This window comes from Nocardia otitidiscaviarum, assembly GCF_007362295.1.
Taxonomy (GTDB): domain Bacteria; phylum Actinomycetota; class Actinomycetes; order Mycobacteriales; family Mycobacteriaceae; genus Nocardia; species Nocardia otitidiscaviarum.
Genome location: NZ_CP041695.1, coordinates 3833909 through 3853503, shown reverse-complemented (window position 1 = coordinate 3853503; position 19595 = coordinate 3833909). Strand labels below are relative to the sequence as shown.

Annotated in this window: 19 protein-coding genes; 9 read left to right on the top strand and 10 right to left on the bottom strand. The window is 69.3% G+C overall.

The genetic code is table 11. The features are described 5' to 3' along the window. Window positions 1-2 precede the first annotated feature (2 nt). Window positions 3-1226 (top strand): phosphoglycerate kinase, encoded by a 1224-nt coding sequence (locus FOH10_RS35710; RefSeq protein ID WP_143981480.1) that lies wholly within the window; start codon window positions 3-5, stop codon window positions 1224-1226. A 3-nt stretch (window positions 1227-1229) separates the two neighbouring features. After that, a complete protein-coding gene (gene tpiA, locus FOH10_RS35705) occupies window positions 1230-2015 on the top strand; it encodes a triose-phosphate isomerase (RefSeq protein WP_143981479.1) in 786 nt (261 codons plus the stop codon). Window positions 2016-2087: 72 nt separating this feature from the next. On the opposite strand, the gene FOH10_RS17015 is transcribed toward tpiA, so the two are convergent. Next, the gene (locus FOH10_RS17015; protein ID WP_039814948.1) at window positions 2088-2360 is read right to left on the bottom strand and encodes a YggT family protein; all 273 of its coding nucleotides are present in this window, start codon (window positions 2358-2360) and stop codon (window positions 2088-2090) included. Window positions 2361-2534: 174 nt separating this feature from the next. Between FOH10_RS17015 and FOH10_RS17010 the strand changes: the two genes are divergently transcribed. Then, window positions 2535-2999, top strand: coding sequence for an SRPBCC family protein (locus FOH10_RS17010; protein WP_143981478.1), 465 nt, complete (start codon window positions 2535-2537; stop codon window positions 2997-2999). Between the two features lie 26 nt (window positions 3000-3025). Here the strand turns inward: FOH10_RS17010 and FOH10_RS17005 are convergent, their stop codons facing one another. Next, window positions 3026-4684, bottom strand: a complete 1659-nt coding sequence (locus FOH10_RS17005; protein WP_143981477.1) for an alkaline phosphatase D family protein — start codon at window positions 4682-4684, stop codon at window positions 3026-3028. A gap of 34 nt (window positions 4685-4718) precedes the next feature. After that, window positions 4719-5579, bottom strand: a complete 861-nt coding sequence (locus FOH10_RS17000; RefSeq protein ID WP_143981476.1) for a TIGR02452 family protein — start codon at window positions 5577-5579, stop codon at window positions 4719-4721. A 105-nt stretch (window positions 5580-5684) separates the two neighbouring features. On the opposite strand from FOH10_RS17000, the gene FOH10_RS16995 reads away from it, so the two are divergent. Then, window positions 5685-6047 (top strand): ACT domain-containing protein, encoded by a 363-nt coding sequence (locus FOH10_RS16995; protein WP_143981475.1) that lies wholly within the window; start codon window positions 5685-5687, stop codon window positions 6045-6047. An 8-nt stretch (window positions 6048-6055) separates the two neighbouring features. On the opposite strand, the gene FOH10_RS16990 is transcribed toward FOH10_RS16995, so the two are convergent. Continuing rightward, window positions 6056-7591, bottom strand: coding sequence for a multicopper oxidase family protein (locus tag FOH10_RS16990; protein ID WP_143981474.1), 1536 nt, complete (start codon window positions 7589-7591; stop codon window positions 6056-6058). A gap of 203 nt (window positions 7592-7794) precedes the next feature. Between FOH10_RS16990 and FOH10_RS16985 the strand changes: the two genes are divergently transcribed. The 4 genes from FOH10_RS16985 to FOH10_RS16970 all read left to right on the top strand — a co-directional run bounded on the left by FOH10_RS16985 (window position 7795) and on the right by FOH10_RS16970 (window position 11127). Further along, window positions 7795-8169, top strand: coding sequence for a BlaI/MecI/CopY family transcriptional regulator (locus tag FOH10_RS16985; protein ID WP_039814938.1), 375 nt, complete (start codon window positions 7795-7797; stop codon window positions 8167-8169). Window positions 8170-8265: 96 nt separating this feature from the next. Beyond that, window positions 8266-8673: a putative copper homeostasis (lipo)protein LpqS gene (gene lpqS, locus FOH10_RS16980; RefSeq protein WP_143981473.1), complete on the top strand. Its 408-nt coding sequence runs from the start codon at window positions 8266-8268 to the stop codon at window positions 8671-8673. Window positions 8674-8764: 91 nt separating this feature from the next. Further along, window positions 8765-9850: a PLP-dependent cysteine synthase family protein gene (locus FOH10_RS16975; protein ID WP_143981472.1), complete on the top strand. Its 1086-nt coding sequence runs from the start codon at window positions 8765-8767 to the stop codon at window positions 9848-9850. Further along, window positions 9847-11127, top strand: coding sequence for an MFS transporter (locus tag FOH10_RS16970; RefSeq protein ID WP_186000875.1), 1281 nt, complete (start codon window positions 9847-9849; stop codon window positions 11125-11127). Before FOH10_RS16975 ends, FOH10_RS16970 begins: the two co-directional genes overlap by 4 nt. On the opposite strand, the gene FOH10_RS16965 is transcribed toward FOH10_RS16970, so the two are convergent. The 6 genes from FOH10_RS16965 to FOH10_RS16940 all read right to left on the bottom strand — a co-directional run bounded on the left by FOH10_RS16965 (window position 11097) and on the right by FOH10_RS16940 (window position 18682). Next, entirely contained in the window at window positions 11097-12242 is a 1146-nt protein-coding gene (locus tag FOH10_RS16965; protein WP_143981471.1) for a transcription termination factor Rho, short form, read from the bottom strand. The genes FOH10_RS16970 and FOH10_RS16965 overlap by 31 nt on opposite strands. Window positions 12243-12431: 189 nt before the next feature. Then, window positions 12432-13271, bottom strand: coding sequence for a M56 family metallopeptidase (locus FOH10_RS16960; RefSeq protein WP_143981470.1), 840 nt, complete (start codon window positions 13269-13271; stop codon window positions 12432-12434). Window positions 13272-13509: 238 nt separating this feature from the next. Then, window positions 13510-15735 carry a thiamine pyrophosphate-dependent enzyme gene (locus FOH10_RS16955; protein ID WP_143981469.1) on the bottom strand — a complete coding sequence of 742 codons (2226 nt, stop codon included), beginning with the start codon at window positions 15733-15735 and terminating at the stop codon, window positions 13510-13512. Between the two features lie 128 nt (window positions 15736-15863). Then, window positions 15864-16418, bottom strand: coding sequence for a 3'-5' exonuclease (locus FOH10_RS16950; RefSeq protein WP_143981468.1), 555 nt, complete (start codon window positions 16416-16418; stop codon window positions 15864-15866). 55 nt (window positions 16419-16473) lie between these two features. After that, window positions 16474-17259, bottom strand: a complete 786-nt coding sequence (locus FOH10_RS16945; protein ID WP_143981467.1) for an META domain-containing protein — start codon at window positions 17257-17259, stop codon at window positions 16474-16476. 19 nt (window positions 17260-17278) lie between these two features. After that, window positions 17279-18682 carry a lipase family protein gene (locus FOH10_RS16940; RefSeq protein WP_143981466.1) on the bottom strand — a complete coding sequence of 468 codons (1404 nt, stop codon included), beginning with the start codon at window positions 18680-18682 and terminating at the stop codon, window positions 17279-17281. Window positions 18683-18846: 164 nt separating this feature from the next. On the opposite strand from FOH10_RS16940, the gene FOH10_RS16935 reads away from it, so the two are divergent. Continuing rightward, window positions 18847-19479, top strand: a complete 633-nt coding sequence (locus tag FOH10_RS16935; protein WP_244962026.1) for a TetR/AcrR family transcriptional regulator — start codon at window positions 18847-18849, stop codon at window positions 19477-19479. Window positions 19480-19595: the final 116 nt, after the last annotated feature.

The following is a 19595-nucleotide window of genomic DNA, read 5'->3' as shown; positions in this document are numbered from 1 at the left end:
CTATGGCGATCAAGACACTCCAGGATCTGCTGAACGAGGGTGTCGAGGGTCGGGGCGTGCTGGTGCGCTCCGACCTGAACGTTCCCCTCGACAACGGCGTCATTACCGATCCCGGCCGCATCATCGCGTCGGCACCGACCATCGCCGCGCTCGCCGAGGCGGGCGCGAAGGTGGTCGTCACCGCGCATCTGGGTCGCCCGAAGGGTGAGCCGGACCCGAAGTTCTCCCTCGCCCCGGTCGCCGAGCGGCTGGCGCGGGAGCTGGGCCGCAATGTGCAGCTCGCCGGTGACGTGGTGGGCCAGGACGCCCTCGCGCGCTCCGAGGGCCTCACCGACGGCGATGTGCTGCTGCTGGAGAACGTGCGCTTCGACGCCCGCGAGACCAGCAAGGACGACGCGCAGCGGGCCAAGCTGGCGGCGGCACTGGTCGAGTTGGTCGGCGACGACGGTGCTTTCGTCTCCGACGGTTTCGGCGTGGTGCACCGCAAGCAGGCGTCGGTGTACGACGTGGCGAAGCTGCTGCCGCACTACGCCGGTGGCCTGGTCGCGGCCGAGACCGAGGTGCTGAAGAAGCTCACGGAGAACGCCGAGCGGCCGTACGCGGTCGTGCTGGGCGGCTCCAAGGTCTCCGACAAGCTGGCGGTCATCGAGGCGCTCGCGCCCAAGGTCGACACCCTGGTGATCGGCGGCGGCATGTGCTTCACCTTCCTTGCCGCCCAGGGCCTCCCGGTGGGCTCCTCGCTGCTGCAGGAGGAGATGGTCGACACCTGCAAGAAGCTGCTGGAGACCTACGCCGACGTCATCCACCTGCCGATGGATATCGTCGTCGCGGACTCCTTCGCGGCCGACGCCGAGTCGAAGGTGGTGCCCGCCAACGAGATTCCCGACGGCTGGATGGGCCTGGACATCGGTCCGGAGTCGGTGAACCGCTTCGCGGCGCTGCTCACCGAGGCCAAGACGGTGTTCTGGAACGGTCCCATGGGCGTCTTCGAGTTCGAGAAGTTCGCCGCGGGTACGCGCGGAGTTGCCGAGGCGATTGCCACGGCGACCGGCAAGGGCGCGTTCACCGTGGTCGGCGGTGGCGATTCGGCCGCGGCCGTGCGCACCCTGGGGCTGCCGGACGACGGTTTCTCGCACATCTCCACCGGCGGCGGCGCGTCGCTGGAATACCTGGAGGGCAAGGAACTTCCCGGTATCGCCGTGCTCGACGACGCGGCGGAGGGCTGAGCCATGGCGCGTAAACCGCTCATCGCGGGCAACTGGAAGATGAACCTCAACCACCTCGAGGCCATCGCCCTGGTGCAGAAGATCGCCTTCGCCCTGCCGGAGAAGTACTTCGCCAAGGTCGACGTGACGGTGATCCCGCCGTTCACCGACATCCGCAGCGTGCAGACGCTGGTGGAGGGCGACAAGCTGCTCGTCACCTACGGCGCGCAGGATGTCTCCACCCACGAGTCGGGCGCGTACACCGGCGAGATCAGCGCGGCCATGCTGGCCAAGCTGGGCTGCACCTACGTGGTGGTCGGCCACTCCGAGCGGCGTCAGTACCACCTGGAGGACGACGCCACCGTGCTCGCCAAGGCCAAGAAGGCCCTGGAGCACGGCCTGACTCCGATCGTCTGCATCGGTGAGGGCCTGGGTGTGCGGGAGGCGCAGACGCACGTCGAGTACAACCTCGAGCAGTTGCGCGGTTCGCTGAAGGGGCTGTCGGCCGAGGACATCGCCAAGGTCGTCATCGCCTACGAGCCGGTGTGGGCCATCGGCACCGGTAAGGTCGCCACTCCCGCCGACGCCCAGGAGGTGTGCGGGGCCATCCGCGCCGAACTGGCCGAACTGGCGAATCCGGAGGTCGCGGCGTCGGTGCGCGTCCTCTACGGCGGTTCGGTGAACGCCAAGAACGTCGGCGAGTTGGTCTCCCAGACCGATATCGACGGCGCGCTGGTCGGCGGTGCCTCGCTCAAGGGTGACGAATTCGCCACCCTGTCGGCCATCGCCGCGGGCGGCCCGCTGCCGTAAGGCACGTCCGCCGAGACGAGCAGGGCCGGACATCCGATGGATGTCCGGCCCTTGCCGTTGGATCGCGGGTGACTAGATGAGGATGTTGTACAGCACCAGCGCGACGATGAACACCACCGTGAACGCCAGGTCGATCTGGAGACCGCCCGCCCGGATCGGCGGCAGCACCTTGCGGACCGGAGCCAGCACCGGTTCGGAGAAGCGGTGGGTGAACTCGCGGGCCTTGTAGATTCCCGGCGACGGGCTCTGCGAGAGGGTGACAATCCAATCCAGCACCAGGCGGGCCAGTAGGAGCAGCAGGAACACCCCTACGACCAGGCCGAGCAGGGTTCCGATGGCGCCCATGGCGTAACTCCCTTCCTGACGGCCGACTCGGCCGTTCTACTCGATCAACGCGCGGATAGCGATCAGAGTGCCGGATTTGCCGTGCTTTCAGGTGATTATCAGGTGAGCGTCCCGCGTGTCGGGTGCCGGAATGCTCACATTCCGTTGGGACTGGTCGGCACGTAGGCTCGGGCTGTGCGAGATTCGGTCACGGTCCAGATGGCGGCTCCCCCCGAACGAATCTGGGAGGTGATCAGCGATGTCACCGATGTCGGGCGGTTCAGCCCCGAAACCTACGGCGCGGAATGGCTCGGCGGGGCGACCGGCCCCGCGGTGGGTGCGAAGTTCCGCGGTCGCGTCAATCGCAACGGCTGGGGGCTGAAGTACTCCACCGTCTGCCGCATCATCGACTGCGAACCCGGACGGGAATTCGCCTTCACCGTGCTCGGTCCCGGCAGTATGCCGATCAATACTTGGCGCTATCACCTGGAGCCCGTCGACGGCGGCACCGCGGTCACGGAATCCTTCCAGTTGCACGACTCACCGGTGCTGCGACTGTACTGGCTGCTGGCGGGCCGGGCCCGCGGCAAGACCAACCGCGACGGCATGCTCGAGACGCTGACCCGGATCAAGCAGTACGTCGAGACCGCGAACCGATAGCGAAAACCCCAGGCCCGCAGGGGCGTTCAGCGCGGCCCGGCGGCGTCGGCGTCCGGTCCCGCGGCGGTATCGGGTTCGGCCGGGTCCGGAGCATCGGGCCGCCACGCCTCGACGACTCCGGGCAGGCCGTTCTGCACGACGTAGGTGGCTCGCGTGTGGATGGGGGCGTCCGGGCGGTGAACGTAGGGGAGTACGCGAAAGTCGGTGCGCCACAGGTCATGATTCAGGTCGACGCGGACGTAGCCGCGCTGGGAGTTGCTGAACTTCAGATCCGGATTGGCCGCCATCAGGCGGCGAACCGCCGGACTCAGATCGGTGCCGTCGCCACCGCTGGTGATCGAGGTGCCGATGAATTCCGAGGCCACCACCGGTGATTCCGGATCGCCGTGGTCGCGGCGCAGATCGGAGGCGCAGTGCTGGTGGCGGTCGCCGGTGATGACGACCAGATTGCCGGCCCCGCGCGCGGCGGCCGCGCCCAGCACCGCGGCGCGGTCGGCGAGATAGCCGTCCCAGGCATCGGTGCCCATGGCGACCTCCGGACCCGGATCGGTGTCGGTGCGGCTCATGGACACCTGATTGCCCAGTACCTGCCAGCGGGCCCGGGTGCCGGACAGCCCGTCCAGTAGCCAATCACGTTGCCGTGCACCGAGTATGGTGCGGTCTGGGGCAGCGCGCTCATCGCATCCGACGACCACGTCGCCGTCGCCGCATGCCAGCGGCGTCCGATACGAACGGGTATCCAGCATGGTGATATCCGCCAGATCCCCGTAGTGGAACCGCCTGTGCAGCAGGATGTTCGGACCACTCGGCAGCTGTTCGATACGCAGCGGCTGGTGTTCGTACATGGCCTGGAACGCGGCGGCCTTGCGGCGGCGGAACAGGAACGGCAGCCGGTAGATGTCGAATCCGAGGCCGGGGGAGTCGCCCGCCCAATTGTTGTCGACCTCGTGATCGTCCATGGTGGTCAGCCACGGGAAGGCGGCGTGCGCGGCGCGCAGCGGCACCTCGGTCTTGACCTGGGCGTAGCGCAGCCGGTAGTCGGTCAGATCGACGGCTTCGGTCCGGAACACCGCACTGGCCGGCACTCCGTCGCGACCGTTGGTCCAACTGCGCTCGTAGATGTAGTCGCCGAGATGGACGACCAGGTCCAGATCCTCCCGGCTCATGTGGTCGTAGGCGGTGAAGTAGCCGGAACTCCAGGACTGGCACGAGGCGAAGGCGAACCGCAGGCGCGCGGTGGCCCGCCCGAACGGGGGCGCGGTGCGGGTGCGGCCGACCGGTGACAGGGCCGACCCGGCGCGAAATCGGTAGTAGTACCAGCGATCCGGCTCCAGCCCCCGCACTTCCGGGTGCACGCTGTGCGCGAGTTCGCGGGTCGCGACGGCACTGCCGCGCGCCACCACCTGCCGGAATCCTTCGTCGTGCGCGACCTCGTAGTCTACGGTCACCGGATCGAACGCCATCCCGCCGTGGCCGTCCGGTGCCAGCGGGGCGGGTGCCAGCCGCGTCCACAGCACCACACCGTCCGGTGTCGGATCACCCGAGGCCACCCCCAACGCGAACGGATCGCCGCCGATCCAGCGCGGCGCGCGCAGCCGCCCGCTGCTCACCGCCGAGGTTCCCACCAGTACGGCGGCCGAACCCGCGGCCCCGATCCGCAACAACCGCCGACGAGACACGCTCATAAGACACGGTAATCACTTCCCGGTTCGTCCGTCGTTAACGGCCGCCCTGACCTGGCGAAACATTCGATGACGGTTCGGCGTCGGCGGCCGCGAACCGGGCGGTGAAGGCCGCCCGATTGGCCGAGTCCGGCGTGCGATCCCACACCGCGAAGACCACCCGCTCGAAGGCGGCCCCGTGACACGTCAGCGCGCCTTCGAACGCCGCCGCGACCTCGGCGGGATCATTGCGGAACACTCCGCATCCCCACGCCCCGAGCACCAGATCGCGCACCTCGTGCCGAGCCGCGACCGCGAGCACACGTGTCGCGCGCTCCATCAGGATCGCGCGGACCGGCACCGCCGCGCCGGACCGCCGCGCCAGCTCACCCGCGTTCGGCGCGGGCGAGGTCAGGAACGACACCGGGTACGGGGTGGCGAGCAGGTCGCCGCGATCGTCGCGCACGACGGGAACATCCGGCGAGAAGATCACCCGGTGGCTGTAGCGCAGATCGTTCGAGGCCCGGTGTGCCGCATAGTAATCCGGTGCCTCGAGCAGGCAGCGGTACAGCAGCGCGCTGCGGCACAGATCCTCCTCCTGTGCCCGTGCGCCTCGCAGATATCCGCCGCCCGGATTGCGCGCCGACGCGAAGTTCAGCACCCCCACCGCTGTGCGCCCGGAATCCCGCAATCGTCGCGCCGCCGTCATGCTGCCCTCCGCGGTGACTTCGACCGTGCCCGTGAACGGTCCGCGCACCACACCGGATACGTCGTCCTCGGGCGCGTAGGAGACGGTTCCACGCCGCGCCGCCGCGAGCAGTGCGCCGATCTCGACCGCCACGCCGTCGGGGGTTCGATAGCCACCGAGGTCGGCGATCCGCTCGTTCTCGGCCGCCGTATGCCTTGGATTGGTACTCATTCCCCAGACCGTACGGCTCGCCGCGGCACCCGTCACGCGAATTTTGGTCAAAACTACTAAATCTCGATGCGTGTCCGGATCTCCGGTCCCGCCTACGATGTCGCCATGACCGGCAGCCAGCGCCTGAGCGTCGTACCCTCCCAGTTCGTCATCGAGCACCTGCCGAACTCCACCTTCCCCGAGGACGACGAATGGATCGCGCTGGTTCGGGCACCCGAGGGCCTCACCGTGATTCGTGAGGCCCCGCCCTGGGCGGAGGGCGAGATCTGGAAGGGCATCTACGGCGACGGCTCCCACACCCTCGACACCCCCGGCATGCTCGCCGCCCTCGTCACCCCGCTCGCGGACGCCGCCGTCCCGGTCTTCGTGGCCTCCACCTACCACGCCGACCTGGTCCTGGTCCCGTCCCGCCGCCTGCCCGATGCCACGGCGGCGCTGCGCGACGCCGGTCACCGCATCGCCGAGTGAGCGAGGCGTCAGTCCACGTACGACAGCTCCGCCATCATGCCCGCCTCACCGTGATAGATGTTGTGGCAGTGGGTCATCCAGCGGCCTGGGTTGTTCGCGTCGAAATCCACCTCGACGGTGCGCATGGGAAGGACGAGTGAGGTGTCCTTGCGGGGGCCCGTGCCGGTCGCGGTCACCACCTGGTAGGTGTGGCCGTGCAGGTGCATGGGGTGGGCCATCATGGTGCGGTTGACGAAGCGCAGTCGGACCCGTTCTCCCTCGGTCACGTCCAAGGGGTCGGTGTCGGGGAAGGCCTTGCCGTTGACGGTCCAGGTGTAGTCGCGCATATCGGAGCCGAGTACGACGTCCAGGATGCGGTCGGGAGTGCGGCGCGCCGGTCGGACCGCCTCGGCCGCGCTCAGCGCGTCGGCGGTGAGTGGTGGTGAATTCAGTTCCGCGGGGCGGACGTTCGGCGGGGGAGCGCTGCCGCCGCCGGTGCGGATCAGGGCGAAGGCCTGACCCGTCTTGCCCTCCGCGCCGGCGACGAGGGGGAAGACGCCGTCGGCCAGGTCGATGATCGCGTCGTAGCGTTCCCCCATGCCGACGAGCACACTGTCGGTGGTGACGGGCTGTACCCGGAAGCCGTCGCTGTGGGTGATCCGCAGCCGGTGGCCGCCGACCGCGACGCGAAACGCGGTGTCGGAGCCCGCGTTCACGATGCGCAGCCGCATGCGCTGTCCGGGCTTGCCGGTGAAGGTCACCGGATCGTCGCCGACTCGCCCGTTGAGCAGATAGTACGGATACTCGATATCCCCGGCGTCGGCGCCGAGCGGGAGGTTCGGGTCACCGCCCATACCCATTCCGTCCATGCTCGTTTCACCCATGCCCCCGTGTCCGCCGCCGCCCATGTGCATTCCGGCCATGCCGCCCTCGCGGAGTCGTCTCAGCTCCTGGTCCGGATCGCGGCCGTCCACGCCGTCCAACCAGTCGTCCAGCACCACAACGGCTTCCAGGTCGTAATCGCTGCCGTCGGCGGGGTCCTCGACGATGAGCGGCCCGTAGAGCCCGCGATCGAGCTGGACGCCGACGTGTGGGTGGAAGAAGTAGGTCCCGGCATCGGGCACGGTGAACTCGTAGCGGAACGAGGAGCCCGGGGCGATGGGAGCCTGGGTCATGTCCGGCACCCCGTCCATATCGTTGCGCAGGGCGACACCGTGCCAGTGCACGGTGGTGGGCGCGGGCAGTTGGTTGATCACCTCGGCGCGCAACACCTCACCCTGGCGTACCCGGATCTCGGCGGCGGGGAGCGGTCCGTAGCTCCAGGTCCGCGCGCGTACCCCGGCGAGGTCGATCGTCTGTGGCTCGGCGCGCAGCGTCACCTCCCGCACGGGTGCGCCCGCGACGCGCCGCCGGCCCTCCGCCGCCCGCACGGCGTCGGAATCGGGTTGCACGACGGTGCGGCTGGTCGCTGTCTCCCGGGTGCACGCGGCGAGGGTGAGCGCGCTGCCCAGGACGAGGAATCCGCGTCTGCTGAGTGCGGGATTCGGGAGGTGGCTGGATGACATCTGGTTTCTCCTGGTTTCGGCCACGCGAGGGCGGCCCATCATGAGAGTCTACTAAGTACGTACGTAGATCGTATGAATACCATGTTTCCGCTCGCCGGTTCCGGTTGAGGGGGTTTCCCGCGCCCCTTACGATCGAGATCTACGCAACTGGGCAGTAGGTTGAGGTTTCGGCGGACGCCGTGACGTGAGGAGGTGTCGGCACCATGGCTGGGCGAGGCTTCGGGGATTTGGAAGCGGTCGTCATGGACCGTGTCTGGACGCGCACCGAGCGGACGAGCGTTCGCGAGGTGTACGACGAGCTCGCCGCCACGCGTGACATCGCCTACACGACGGTCATGTCCACCATGGACAACCTGCACCGCAAGGGGTGGCTGGACCGAGTGCGGGTGGGCAAGGCGTATCACTACTGGGCCACCCTGAGCCGTGAGCAGTACAGTGCCCGGCTCATGCGTGACGCGCTGGGTGCGGGTGGGCGATCGGAATTGGTGCTCGCGCACTTCGTGGAGCAGATGAGCCCGGAGGAGTCGGAGGGGCTGCGGGCCGCCCTGCGCAAGTTCACCCGCGGTAAGCGCGCCTGAAGCAGCGGATTCCCGCATCGGAGATCGATTGTGTCTACTATCTACGTACGTAGCTAGTAGATAGTTGGTTCCGGTAAGGAAAGGCGTCGATAGCCGGTGAGGTCGAGCGGGCGGCTGCGCTCTCGTGGGCATCTGCCTGCGGTATTGGCCATCCTGCTGCTGATCGTGCCGTTGATCGATTGCGCACTCGTCGAGACGACCGGGCACGCGCATTCACCCGCCGATACCGCGGTTGTGCTGGCGGCGGAGATCCCCGGCGGCGCGCTCGCGCCCCTCGATCACCGTGCGGCACGGTGCCTTCCCGATACCGAGCACTGTGAGAAGGCGCTGCCGCCCCTGCTCGCGGCGGGCGTCCCGCAGCTTCCGGCGCTCCCGCACGGGGTGGCGGTCGAGCTGTCGGCCGTCGGGGCGCTGTATTCGGGCGGGGGAGTGCGCGGTCCGCCCCCGCCCCCCGCACGCGCCGGTCGCTCCCTGTTGACCCGCTTCTGTATCTCCCGACGCTGATCGGTCAGCGCCAGGCCGATCACCGCATCGGCCGGTGTCCGCTGCCCGCATCAGTCTCGCCGCCCCCGGGCGGATACAGAAAGCGACAGTCATGGACAAGGTTGTGCTCGACCGGTCGGCCGCGGCTCCCGGAGCCGCCCGCCAACCGCGCGCCCTGGTGGGCAATACGCCCGTGCTCTGGGTGGGGGAGCCGCTGGCTCCCGCCGGGCGCGGATTCTGGGCGAAGTTGGAGGGATGCAATCCCGGCGGGATGAAGGACCGACCGGCGCTGCATATGGTGTGCCGGGCGCGCGAGCGCGGTGACCTCGCCCCGGGCGCGCGGATCATCGAATCCACCAGCGGCACTCTCGGTTTGGGGTTGGCGCTGGCGGGAATGGTGTATCGGCACCCGGTGACGGTGGTCACCGATCCGGGTTTGGAGCCGATCGTGGCGAATATGCTCGCCGCGTACGGAGCCCGGGTGGAACTCGTCCCGGACCCGCATCCGGTGGGCGGTTGGCAGCAGGCGCGGCGCGATCGGGTGGCGGAGCTGCTCGCCCGCGAGCCGGGAGCCTGGTGCCCGGACCAGTACGGCAACCCCGACAATGTTGATGGATACCGTTCCCTGGCAATGGAACTGGCCGATCAACTGGGCCGGATCGACGTGCTGGTGTGCGCGGTCGGCACCGGTGGGCACTCGGCAGGGGTGGCGCGGGTGCTGCGGCGGTTCAATCCGGACCTGACCCTCATCGGCGTGGATACGGTGTCCTCCACCATCTTCGGCCAACCCGCCGGGCCGCGGCTCATGCGCGGCCTCGGCTCCAGCATCCACCCGCGCAATGTGGACTACGCCGCCTTCGACGAAATCCATTGGGTGGCACCGGCCGAGGCCGTGTGGGCCTGCCGCGCACTGGCCGCCACCTACCACGCCAGCGGCGGCTGGAGTGTCGGCGCGGCGGCCCTGGTCGCGGGCTGGGCGGCCCGCACCCGACCGCGGGGGACCCGGATCGCGGCGGTCTTCCCCGACGGTCCGCACCGCTACTTCGACACGGTCTACAACGACAGCTATTGCGAGGAGCACGGTTTGCTCGACACTCCACCCACCGAGCCGCGGACCATCGACCATCCGAGCCGGTGCGTGGTGCGGTCGTGGACCCGCTGCACCACCGTGGTCGATCCGCGGGAGGCGCTGTCGTGAGCGCCGTGGCGACCTTCCGCGGCTTCGACGCCGCGGCCCGACTGTTGATGGTCAACCAGTTCGGTATCAATCTGGGCTTCTACATGCTCATGCCGTATCTGGCCGGATACCTGGCCGGCCCACTGGGTTTGGCGGCGTGGGCGGTGGGCCTGGTGCTCGGGGTGCGCAACTTCTCCCAGCAGGGCATGTTCCTGCTCGGCGGCACCCTCGCCGACCGGCTCGGATACAAACCGCTCATCGTGGCCGGATGTCTGCTGCGCACCGTGGGATTCGCCCTGCTGGTCTTCGCGACCTCGCTGCCCGCCCTGTTGATCGCCTCGGCGGCGACCGGGTTCGCGGGCGCGCTGTTCAATCCGGCGGTGCGCGCCTATCTCGCGGCGGAGGCCGGTGAGCGGCGCGTGGAGGCGTTCGCGGTGTTCAATATTTTCTATCAGGCGGGCATTCTGGCCGGACCGCTGGTCGGACTCGCGCTGTTGGCCTTGGACTTCCGCCTGGTCGCGGGCGCTTCGGCGGTGGTGTTCGCGGTGTTGACGGTGGCGCAGCTGTTCGCGCTGCCCGCCCGCGCGGCGGTGCGCACCGAGCGCTCCTCCGTACTCGAGGACTGGCGGCTGGTGGTGCGCAACCGCCGGTTCCTGGCCTTCGCGCTGGCCATGATCGGCTCCTACGTGCTGTCGTTCCAGGTGTACCTGGCGCTTCCGCTGCAGGCGGAATTCGTGGCGGGAGACCGGGCGCAGACCCTCACCTCGGCCGTCTTCGTGATCTCGGGTGTGGTCGCGGTGGCGGGCCAACTGCGTATCACGGCCTGGTTCCGGACCCGCTGGGGCACCGGTCGCGGCCTGGTGGTGGGTATGGGTCTGCTGGCGGCGGCCTTTCTGCCGTTGGCGCTGGTGCCCGGTCCCGGCCGGCTCGGCTCGGTGGCCGCCGTGGCGGCCCTGCTGGTCGCGGCCGCGGTGCTCGCCGTCGGCACCGCGGCGGTCTTTCCCTTCGAAATGGATACCGTCGTATCGCTGTCGGGAGATCGTCTGGTGGCCACCCACTACGGCTTCTACAACACGGTGGTCGGCGTGGGCATTCTGGTCGGCAATCTGGCCACCGGCGCGGTGGTGGGTGCGGCCCGCGCGGCGGACGTGGACTGGGCGGTCTGGGTCGGACTCATGGTGATCGGCGCGCTGTCGGCCCTGGCGCTGTATCGACTGGACCGCGGCGCGGTGCGGGTGGCGGCGCGTGACGGCGCGGAACCGGCGACTCAGGCGGTGCGGCGCGGCGCGGTGAGCTGAGCCAGGAATTCGGCGTTGGTCTGCGTCTGCCGCAGCCCCTCGAGCAGCAGTTCCGTGGGCTGCGTATCAACCGCGGCCAGGGTACGGCGCAGCAGATCGGTGGCGGTCAGCTCATCGGCGGTGAGCAGGAGTTCGTCTCGGCGCGTGGACGATCGGGCGATGTCGATGGCCGGGAACACGCGGCGGTCGGCGGTGGCGCGGTCGAGTTTGAGTTCGGCGTTGCCGGTGCCCTTGTACTCCTCGAAGATCACCGAATCGGCGGTGGAACCGGTTTCGACGAGGGCGGTGGCGACAATGGTGAGCGACCCGCCCTCCTCGAAGTTGCGGGCCGCGCCCAGGAAGCGCTTGGGATGCGCCAGGGCGGCGGCGTCCACACCGCCGGACAGCACCCGGCCCGAGGACGGCGCGGCCAGGTTGTAGGCGCGGGCCAGCCGGGTCAGGGAGTCGAGCAGGACCACCACGTCGCGACCGGTTTCGGCCAGTCGCTTCGCATGTTCGATGGCGAGCTCGGCCAGTGCCACATGCTCGCGCGGCGCGCGATCGAAGGTGGCGGCGGCGATATCGGCGGGCACCGAACGGGCCAGGTCGGTGACCTCCTCGGGTCGTTCGCCGACCAGGACGAGCATGAGCTCGCACTCCGGGTGGTTCTTGGCGATACCGTGCGCGATCGATTGCAGCACAGAGGTTTTGCCCGCTTTGGGTGGTGCGACGACCAGTGCGCGCTGGCCCTTGCCGATGGGCATGAACAGATCGGTGACGCGCGTGGTGAGTTCGTGCGGTTCGGTTTCCAGGCGTAGGCGCTGATTCGGGTGGATCGGGGTCAGGTCCGCGAAACGTGGCCGGTGCGCGGTCTGGCGCGGGTCCTGCCCGTTCACCGCCGTCACCGCGGTGAGGCGGTCGTATTTGCCGTTGCCGCTCGGCGGCGCGGCGATACCGGTGACGAAATCGCCACGCCGAAGCTGTGTTTCGCGAATCAGTCGGTTCGGCACGTGGATATCGGCGGCGTCGGGGAGATATCCCCGCACCCGCAGTCCGGCGTGCTGGTCGGTGCTGTCGAGGATTCCGGATACGGTGCGTCCGGTCTCGCTCGGTTGCTGAGATGTGTTGTTGTTCATGGGGTTTCCTCACAGGGAGTACGGGAGACGAGCCGGCGGCGCGTGCGATGCGGCGCTACGACAGAGATGTCGCCGAAGGTCTCCGGAGAAGGGATGTCGACCGCCGGTGGGAGAAATTCCTACAACCACCCGGAGCGGATATGGGTCAGGGTACGCCCCCTGTCCCGGATCATGCAACGGTGGGCGCGGTCACCGTATTCCGCTCAGTCGCCGAATCCGGCGGTCGAGCCCGGTGTCGGCGGCTCCCGCGGCACCCTCCGGACCGTCCTCGGTCTCGGCGAGGGCGAGCAGTGCGCGCAGCACGGTGCCGCGCCCGTGACTGCGGACCGCCGCGTCGTCGGCGATCAGTTCGAGCAGTCGAGCCACCTCCCGCGCACCCGTCGTGAACAGGCCGATGCGGGGCAGTGCCGTCGCCAGTCCGCGGGTCACCGCGAGCAGCAGGTGGTGGTGTCCGTCCAGATGGGCCCGCTCGTGCGCCAGCACCGCCTCGACCTGGCGATCGTCCAGCGCGCTGAGCGCGCCGCGGGTCACCACCACCGTATGCGGCTTGCCCGCCACGCAGTACGCCGCGGGCTCGTCCACATCCAGGACCACCGCGTCGAGTTCACGGCTGTGCCGGCCCGCGATCCGTGCCATGCGCGCGTGGGTGAAGGTGGTGCGCCGCGCCTCCCACAGCGACCGGCCCAGTCGGACCGTCAGGACCGTACCCGCCAGCACCGTGAGCGCCGCGAGGGTGAACGCTCCGACCCGCACCGCATCGCCGTAGCCGCCGACGGCGGCATCGTGCAGCTGGCTGATGCAGGCGTCCATCATCGGCTGGTTCAGCGGGAACAGGCGGTGGTGGAGGAAATCCACGATCAGGGCGATCACGGCGGCGGCCCAGGACAGCGCCGTGAGTCCGATGGCGACGAGCCACGCCATCAGGGCCACGCGCGGTGACGCCGCCGTGTGGGTGATCCGGAGCAGTAGCGGCGGGGCCAGGACGGCGATGACGAAGCCGAACACGATCGAACAGACCGCGGCGCTCACCCACACCTCCCATCCACCGTCTCGAGTGTACGTGCGCTCGCGGAGTACGTGGTTGCGCGTTCCGCCGCGATCTGTTTACTATCTACGTACGTACTACGTAGATAGTGCACTGCGAAGTACGTAGAGCTTGTGCCGCCCCCTCATCGGCACAGGGGACGCCGTCCGGCAAGCGGCGTCGACGATCGGCGGGCGTGGGCCACCCCCTCATCGGCCTACTCCCGCCGATTCGGGACGACTGCTATCGGGCCAACAGTGCGGTGGCCGCCTCCTCGATTCGAATCTCGTCCAGCAGAACGAGATTCGCTGCGGGGCCGAGCGGTATGAAACTGTCCGCACTGGTGACGCGGGCGATGGGTCCGTCGAAGCCGCCGTCGAGCAGGGCCGCGCACACCGCCTCGGAAATGCCGCCGCTGCGCCGGGTTTCGTCGGCGATGAGCACCCGCCCGCTGGCGCGGGCATGGTCGAGCAGATCGTCCACGGGCAGCGGTGCGAGCCAGCGCAGATCCACGACCCGGGCATGGATACCGCGCTCGGACAGGCGGCGCGCCACGCGCAGACTCATGGGCACGCCATTGGCGAAACTGACGATGGTCAGATGCGTTCCGGTGCCGTGCGCCCGCGCCCGCCCGATCTCCGCGTGCCGCGGATTCGTGATCGCGGCCGCCCAGCCGCCGTCGCCGTCCCGGTAGAGGTCGCGGGTGTGGTAGAGCGCGATGGGTTCCAGGAAGACGCAGACGCGGCCGTCCACCCGCGCGGCCGAGACGCACGTGCGCAGCATGGCGGCCGCGTCGTCGGCGCGCGCCGGCGACGCGATGACGACGCCGGGGATATCGCGCAGTGCCGCAATGGAATTGTCATTGTGGAAATGTCCGCCGAAGCCCTTCTGATAGGCGTATCCGGCGATGCGGACCACGAGCGGATTGCGGTAGCGGCCCGCGGAGAAGAACGACAGCGTCGCCGCCTCGCCACGCAGCTGGTCGGCGGCATTGTGGACGTAGGCGAGGTACTGGATCTCCGGGATCGGCACGAATCCGGCCAGGCCCGCGCCGAGCGCGGTGCCGAGTACGGACTGCTCGTCGAGCAGCGTGTCGAAAACCCGACGCGCGCCGAAGGTCTGCTGCAAACCCTTGGTCACGCCGTACACACCGCCCTTGCGGCCCACGTCCTCGCCGAATACCAGGATGTCCGGATCGCGGGCCAGCAGATCGGCGAGCGTACGATTCACCGCCTGCGCCAAGGTCATCGGGTGCCCGCCGTCGGCCGCGGCCGGTGGCGCGGGCCGCGAGGCCGGGCGCGCGACCCCGGTGCGCGGGCGGGCTCCGGGGGTCGACGGGGCGGCCGTACGCAGCGCATCGGTGCGGACCACGGTGGGGCGGGCGGGAGCCAGCGGCTCCATGACCATCTCCGCGGTCAGCAGTTTCGGTTCGTGCCGGACCTTGTCGGCGGTCTCGGCCACCCGCGCGCCGATCTCGTCGTAGCGGCGCATTACCTCGTTCGCCGTGGCCACGCCCGCGGCCACCAGCAGTCGCCCGGTCGCCGTCACGGGGTCGCGTCGCAGCTCGGCCGCCAGTTCGGCGGGCCGCCGATAGGCCGTCTCCACATCCGATCCGGCGTGCCCGAGCAGCCGCACCGTGCGCAGGTGCAGGAAGGCGGGCCGCCGTCGCTCCCGCACCCAGTCCACGGCCGCGGTCGCGGTGTCCAGGGCCTGCGGCAGATCCGAGCCGTCGGCGGCGAAATACCGCAGCCCGGGCCGGGATCCGTAGGCGTGCTCGATCCACCGGCCGGGGGTCGGGACGCTGATGCCGATGCCGTTGTCCTCGCACAGGAACAGGATGGGCATGGCGATGCCCTGCTGGGCGGTGTGCACGGCGGCATTGACGGCACCCGTCGCCGTGGAGTGATTGGCCGAGGCGTCGCCGAAGCTGCACAGCACCACCGCGTCCGCCGGCCACTCGCACGCCACCCCCAGTTTGGCCGCCCGCTCGAGGGCGAAGGCCAACCCCACCGCGCGCGGCAGCTGGGAGGCGATGGTCGAGGTCTGCGGGATCACCGCGGCGGCCTTGCTGCCGAAAACCTTGTGCCGCCCACCGGAAATCGGATCGGCCGCCGCGGCCACGACACCGAGCAGCACATCGCGGACGGGATCGGTCCCCGCCACCTGTCCGGCCCGGTGCACGAAGAAGGCCCCCGATCGGTAGTGCAGCAGCGCCGGATCGTCGACCCGTGTCGCCGCCGCCAGCACCACATTGCCCTCGTGCCCGGCGGACCCGATGCTGTAGTACCCGTTGCCGTCCCGGCCGAGTCGGCGCGCCGCCAGGTCCAGGTGGCGACTGGTCGCCTGGGCGTCGAACAGCTCCAGACACCGTGCGCCGCTGAGGGTTCCGGTCGGCGTCAGCGGTTCGTCGCGGGCTCGGGTCGCCCCCGGCGTCGTCGCGGTGACCTCCGCGCGAAACCACTGGTCCAACTCCGCTTCCCGCTCGCCGATGACCCGCCCGCCTCTCTCTGATTCTGCGGTATTTGTCCCGTTCTGCGGTGTTTCAGATTAGTGGTGTGCCGCGTTCCCCGGGGAGAATCACGGTACGCGCCCGCGAGTCACGCGGGCCAGGAATCGCGCTGCATCATGTCGATCACGAGTGCGGCGATGTTCCAGGCGTCGTCGCCACCACGATGATGGGTGCCCTCCAGGGCGATCCCCGCCAGCCGCAGCGCACCCGCCATTCCGTAGCGCCGCGAGGTGTCCCGGGACGCGGAGAAGGCGAGCTTGGCATTGGTGTGCCGAGCGCCGAACGGGTACGGCACCCCGGTGGCCCCGCACTGCCGCTGGAACTGCACGCGGTCGTAGTCGCCCCAACTGGCCCACGGCCGCGCATCGGTGTGGAACCGCTCCCGCAGCAGCGCGCACGCCTCGGCGAAGGGGATGCCCGTCGCCACCTGTTCCGGCGTGAGAGTGGTGAGCCGGGTGCAGAACTCGCTCACCGTGGAGCGCTCCGGCCGTACCAGGATGCTGTGCTTCGCCACCCGCTCCCGGGTCTCGGTGTCGAGGACGCACAGGCCGATCTCGATGATCTCGCTCGGCTGGCCGGGCGGAGTGTCCCCCTCCCAACAGGTGGCCTCGACGTCCACCACATTGAGGAATCGTTCGTTCATGGCGGCGGACGCTACCGGCGGTTCCCGGTGGGCGACACCGATTTTCGTCCGCGTGCTACTCGGCGCGCAGCTTCAATCCGCTGCCGTCGGCCTGGTTGCGCAGCGTGAGCGTGTCGGCCTCGACGGTGGCGGTCACCGTGCCGTTCAGCGCGCTGAGCACCTGCTGCTCCAACTCCATGACCTGCGGATCGCACAGCTTCTTGGTGGTGCCGATCTGGAAGGTGACATCGGTGCCGGAGATCTCGGCGGTGCCGATCATCCCATTGCATCCGGCGCTGCCCGAGACCGCGCCGTCGGCGGCGATGAGCAGTGTCGGCCGCACCTCGTCGATGGTCTGCGAACGGATCTCCGCCTCGGGTGTCAGCACGGCGGTCACCACCCAGGTGGTGCCGGTGAGCGGCTTGTCCGGATGCGCGACCTCGCGATCCAGCAGGGTGACGGTACTGCCGTTGCCGCTGACGACCAGCGTGTCGCCATCCAGCTTCCAGGTCGGCTCGGACTTCAGCAGGCCCTCCTGCCAGGCGTCGGCCTGCGCGCGGTCGTCCGGGCAGCCCATGAGCGTGGTGGCGAGTTGACCGGCGTTGAGCACGCCGCCGTCGAGATTCACCGGGCCGGTGGCGGTATTGCAGCCCGCGTTGGCCGTCACCCGACCTTCCCGGAAACTGAGCGTCAAGGGCCCGCCGCCCGGAATCGGCAGGCCCTCGACCTCGGTGGAGACGAAGTCGCGGCCCATCGGAGTGGCCGCCGGGGTGGCGCCGTCGTCGCTGCCGGAGGAACATCCGGCGACGACGATCGCGGCGGCCGCGACGAGGAGCCCGCCCCATAGTCGAGTAGCTGGCATGGGGCCGATCGTACGGAGATCAGACGGGCATGCCCAGTGCCGACGCGAGTGTCTGCCCGATCGCATTGGCGAAGGCGGCGAGCGCGCCGGGGTCCAGCAGCTGGGTGACGACATCGCGGTTCGAGCATCCGGCCGGAGCCGGAACGCCGTTGAGCCGGTCGTTGAGCCACAGCGCCGCGCTGGCGGTCCCGCTCACCGCGGCGACGCCGTGTTCGCTGAGCAGATCGCGCGTGTAGAAGACCCGGGCGTCCGGATCGGTGCAGTAGGTGTCGTAGAGGCGGTTGACCGCGTTGATCGGCATCACCTCGTCCAGCGGCGCCTGGTAGATGTGCAGCGGCGCGGTCGGCGTGCCGCGCCGCCCGAGTGCGAGTTCGTCGAGCAGCGGCTGTATTTCCGGTGCGAGCATGGGGTCGCCCGGGTAGTCGAACAAGCCCTTGATGTTCACGAACGGGAATCCCGCGAACTGCAGCACCACGCATTGACCCTCGTGCACCACCCGCACGGCCTTGCCGAGTGGATTCATGTACCGGTCGATGAACTGGTTCAGTTCCGGGTACTCGCGGGCGACGCCGAACAGCCCACCGAGCACCGCACCGCCGAAGGTCGAGGTGCCGTTGTTGTAGTTGATGGCGTCGCGGATGTCGGCCATGAGCCCGCCCGTCGAGGAGCCCACCAGGTTGATCTCCGGGGCGTACTCGGGCTGCAGTTCGGCGGCGTGGGCGGTGGGGATGGCACCGCCGGAGTAGCCCCACATCGCGACCCGGGTGTCCGTGCCGGGCAGCCCGGCGGGTTCGAAGCGCTCGGCGGCGCGAATACCGTCCAGGGTGATGCGTCCGCCCAGTGGACCGGCGGCGTAGGCGGCGTTCGGCCCCTGGTGGTCGGGTACCACCACGGCGTGCCCGAGTTGCAGCATGGCCTGCACCTCGATGAACTCCGCCTCGATCACCGCATTGAGCGGATTCGGCAGCGACCCCATCTGGAGGGAGTAGGACGGCGCGCAATTGATCGACAGCGAATCCTCCGCCATCTGGAACGACAGCAGTGCGCGCTGTCCGGTCGGCGCGGGTCGGTGCGGCACGATGACCGTGGCCACCGCGGGGATCGCCTCGCCGCGGGTGTTGGTGCTGCGATACGACAGCTGCCATGCCTTGACGTTCAGCGGAATCAGCCAGAAGTTCGCGAGATTGACCTGTCGCGCGGACAGGATCTCGCCGGGTTGCGCGGCTGCCACCCGCGCCGGATCCGGATGGTAGAAGCCCGGATCCAGATACGGGGGCGCGGGCGGAACGGGGAAGGGGAGTGCCGGGCTCACCGGTACCTCGTCGGCTCCGGCCGTTGTCGTCGCCACCGGGCACACCGCCACGGTCAGTCCCGCCGCCACCGCCATGCACGCCTTGGCCACCGCCCGTGTCCGCGCTGTCATCTCGCTGCCTCCACACCCCGCGCCCTGGGGCGCGCGCCTCTACCAAGATAGAGAGCGATTGTTATCTAAGTCGCGCAAACTGTATGGGACAGTTCAAGCGGGTGTCAACGGTCACGTGTGGCCCGGGTCGGCCGACCCGATCGGGAAGGCGGGATGATCGGACCGTGAGCGAAGTCCCCCCTCCGCGCCGGACCCAGGAGCAGCGCCGTGCCGCCACGGTGGCCAAACTCGTCGATGCCACCATCGCCGCCATCGGTGAGGTGGGCTATCAGCGCGCCACCGTGCAGGAGATCTGCGGTCGCGCCGGATTGTCGGCCGGGGCCATGTTCCGGCAGTTCGACACCCGCCTCGATCTCATCGTGCGCACCGCCGACGAGGTGTTCGGTCGGCAGCTCGCGGGCTTTCGGGCGGTCATGGATCATCTGAGCGCGCAGGAGAACGCGATCGACGTGGCGCTGCGATTTCTGCGGCAGGCGCAGCAGTCGAATCCCACCCATGCCCTGCGCGAGATCTATCTGGCCGCACGGTCGGATGCCGAACTGCGCGAACGTATTTCACCCATCGCGGACAACTACTATCGCGAGATCGTGGCGGAACTGAATCGGGCGCGGTTGCTCGACGACTTCCCGGCCGAGGTGCGCGAGCCGCTGTTCTTCATGATGCTGCACATGTTCTCCGGTGAAGCGGTGGTGCGCGGCGTCTACTCGCGCCCCGATCTCGATGCCGCCATTCTCACCCTGGTGGAGGACATGTTGGCGGCCTATGCCGCTCGGGTGGCGGCCTCGCCGGAGGGTTGATCGGCGTCGCGGCGGTGTGAGTCGGGCCGCTTCGGGCGTCCCCGCTGCCGTCGCGTATGGCCTGCTGGATACCCCCTGGGGTATCCTCGCTCGGGTAGATACCCCCGGGGGTATAG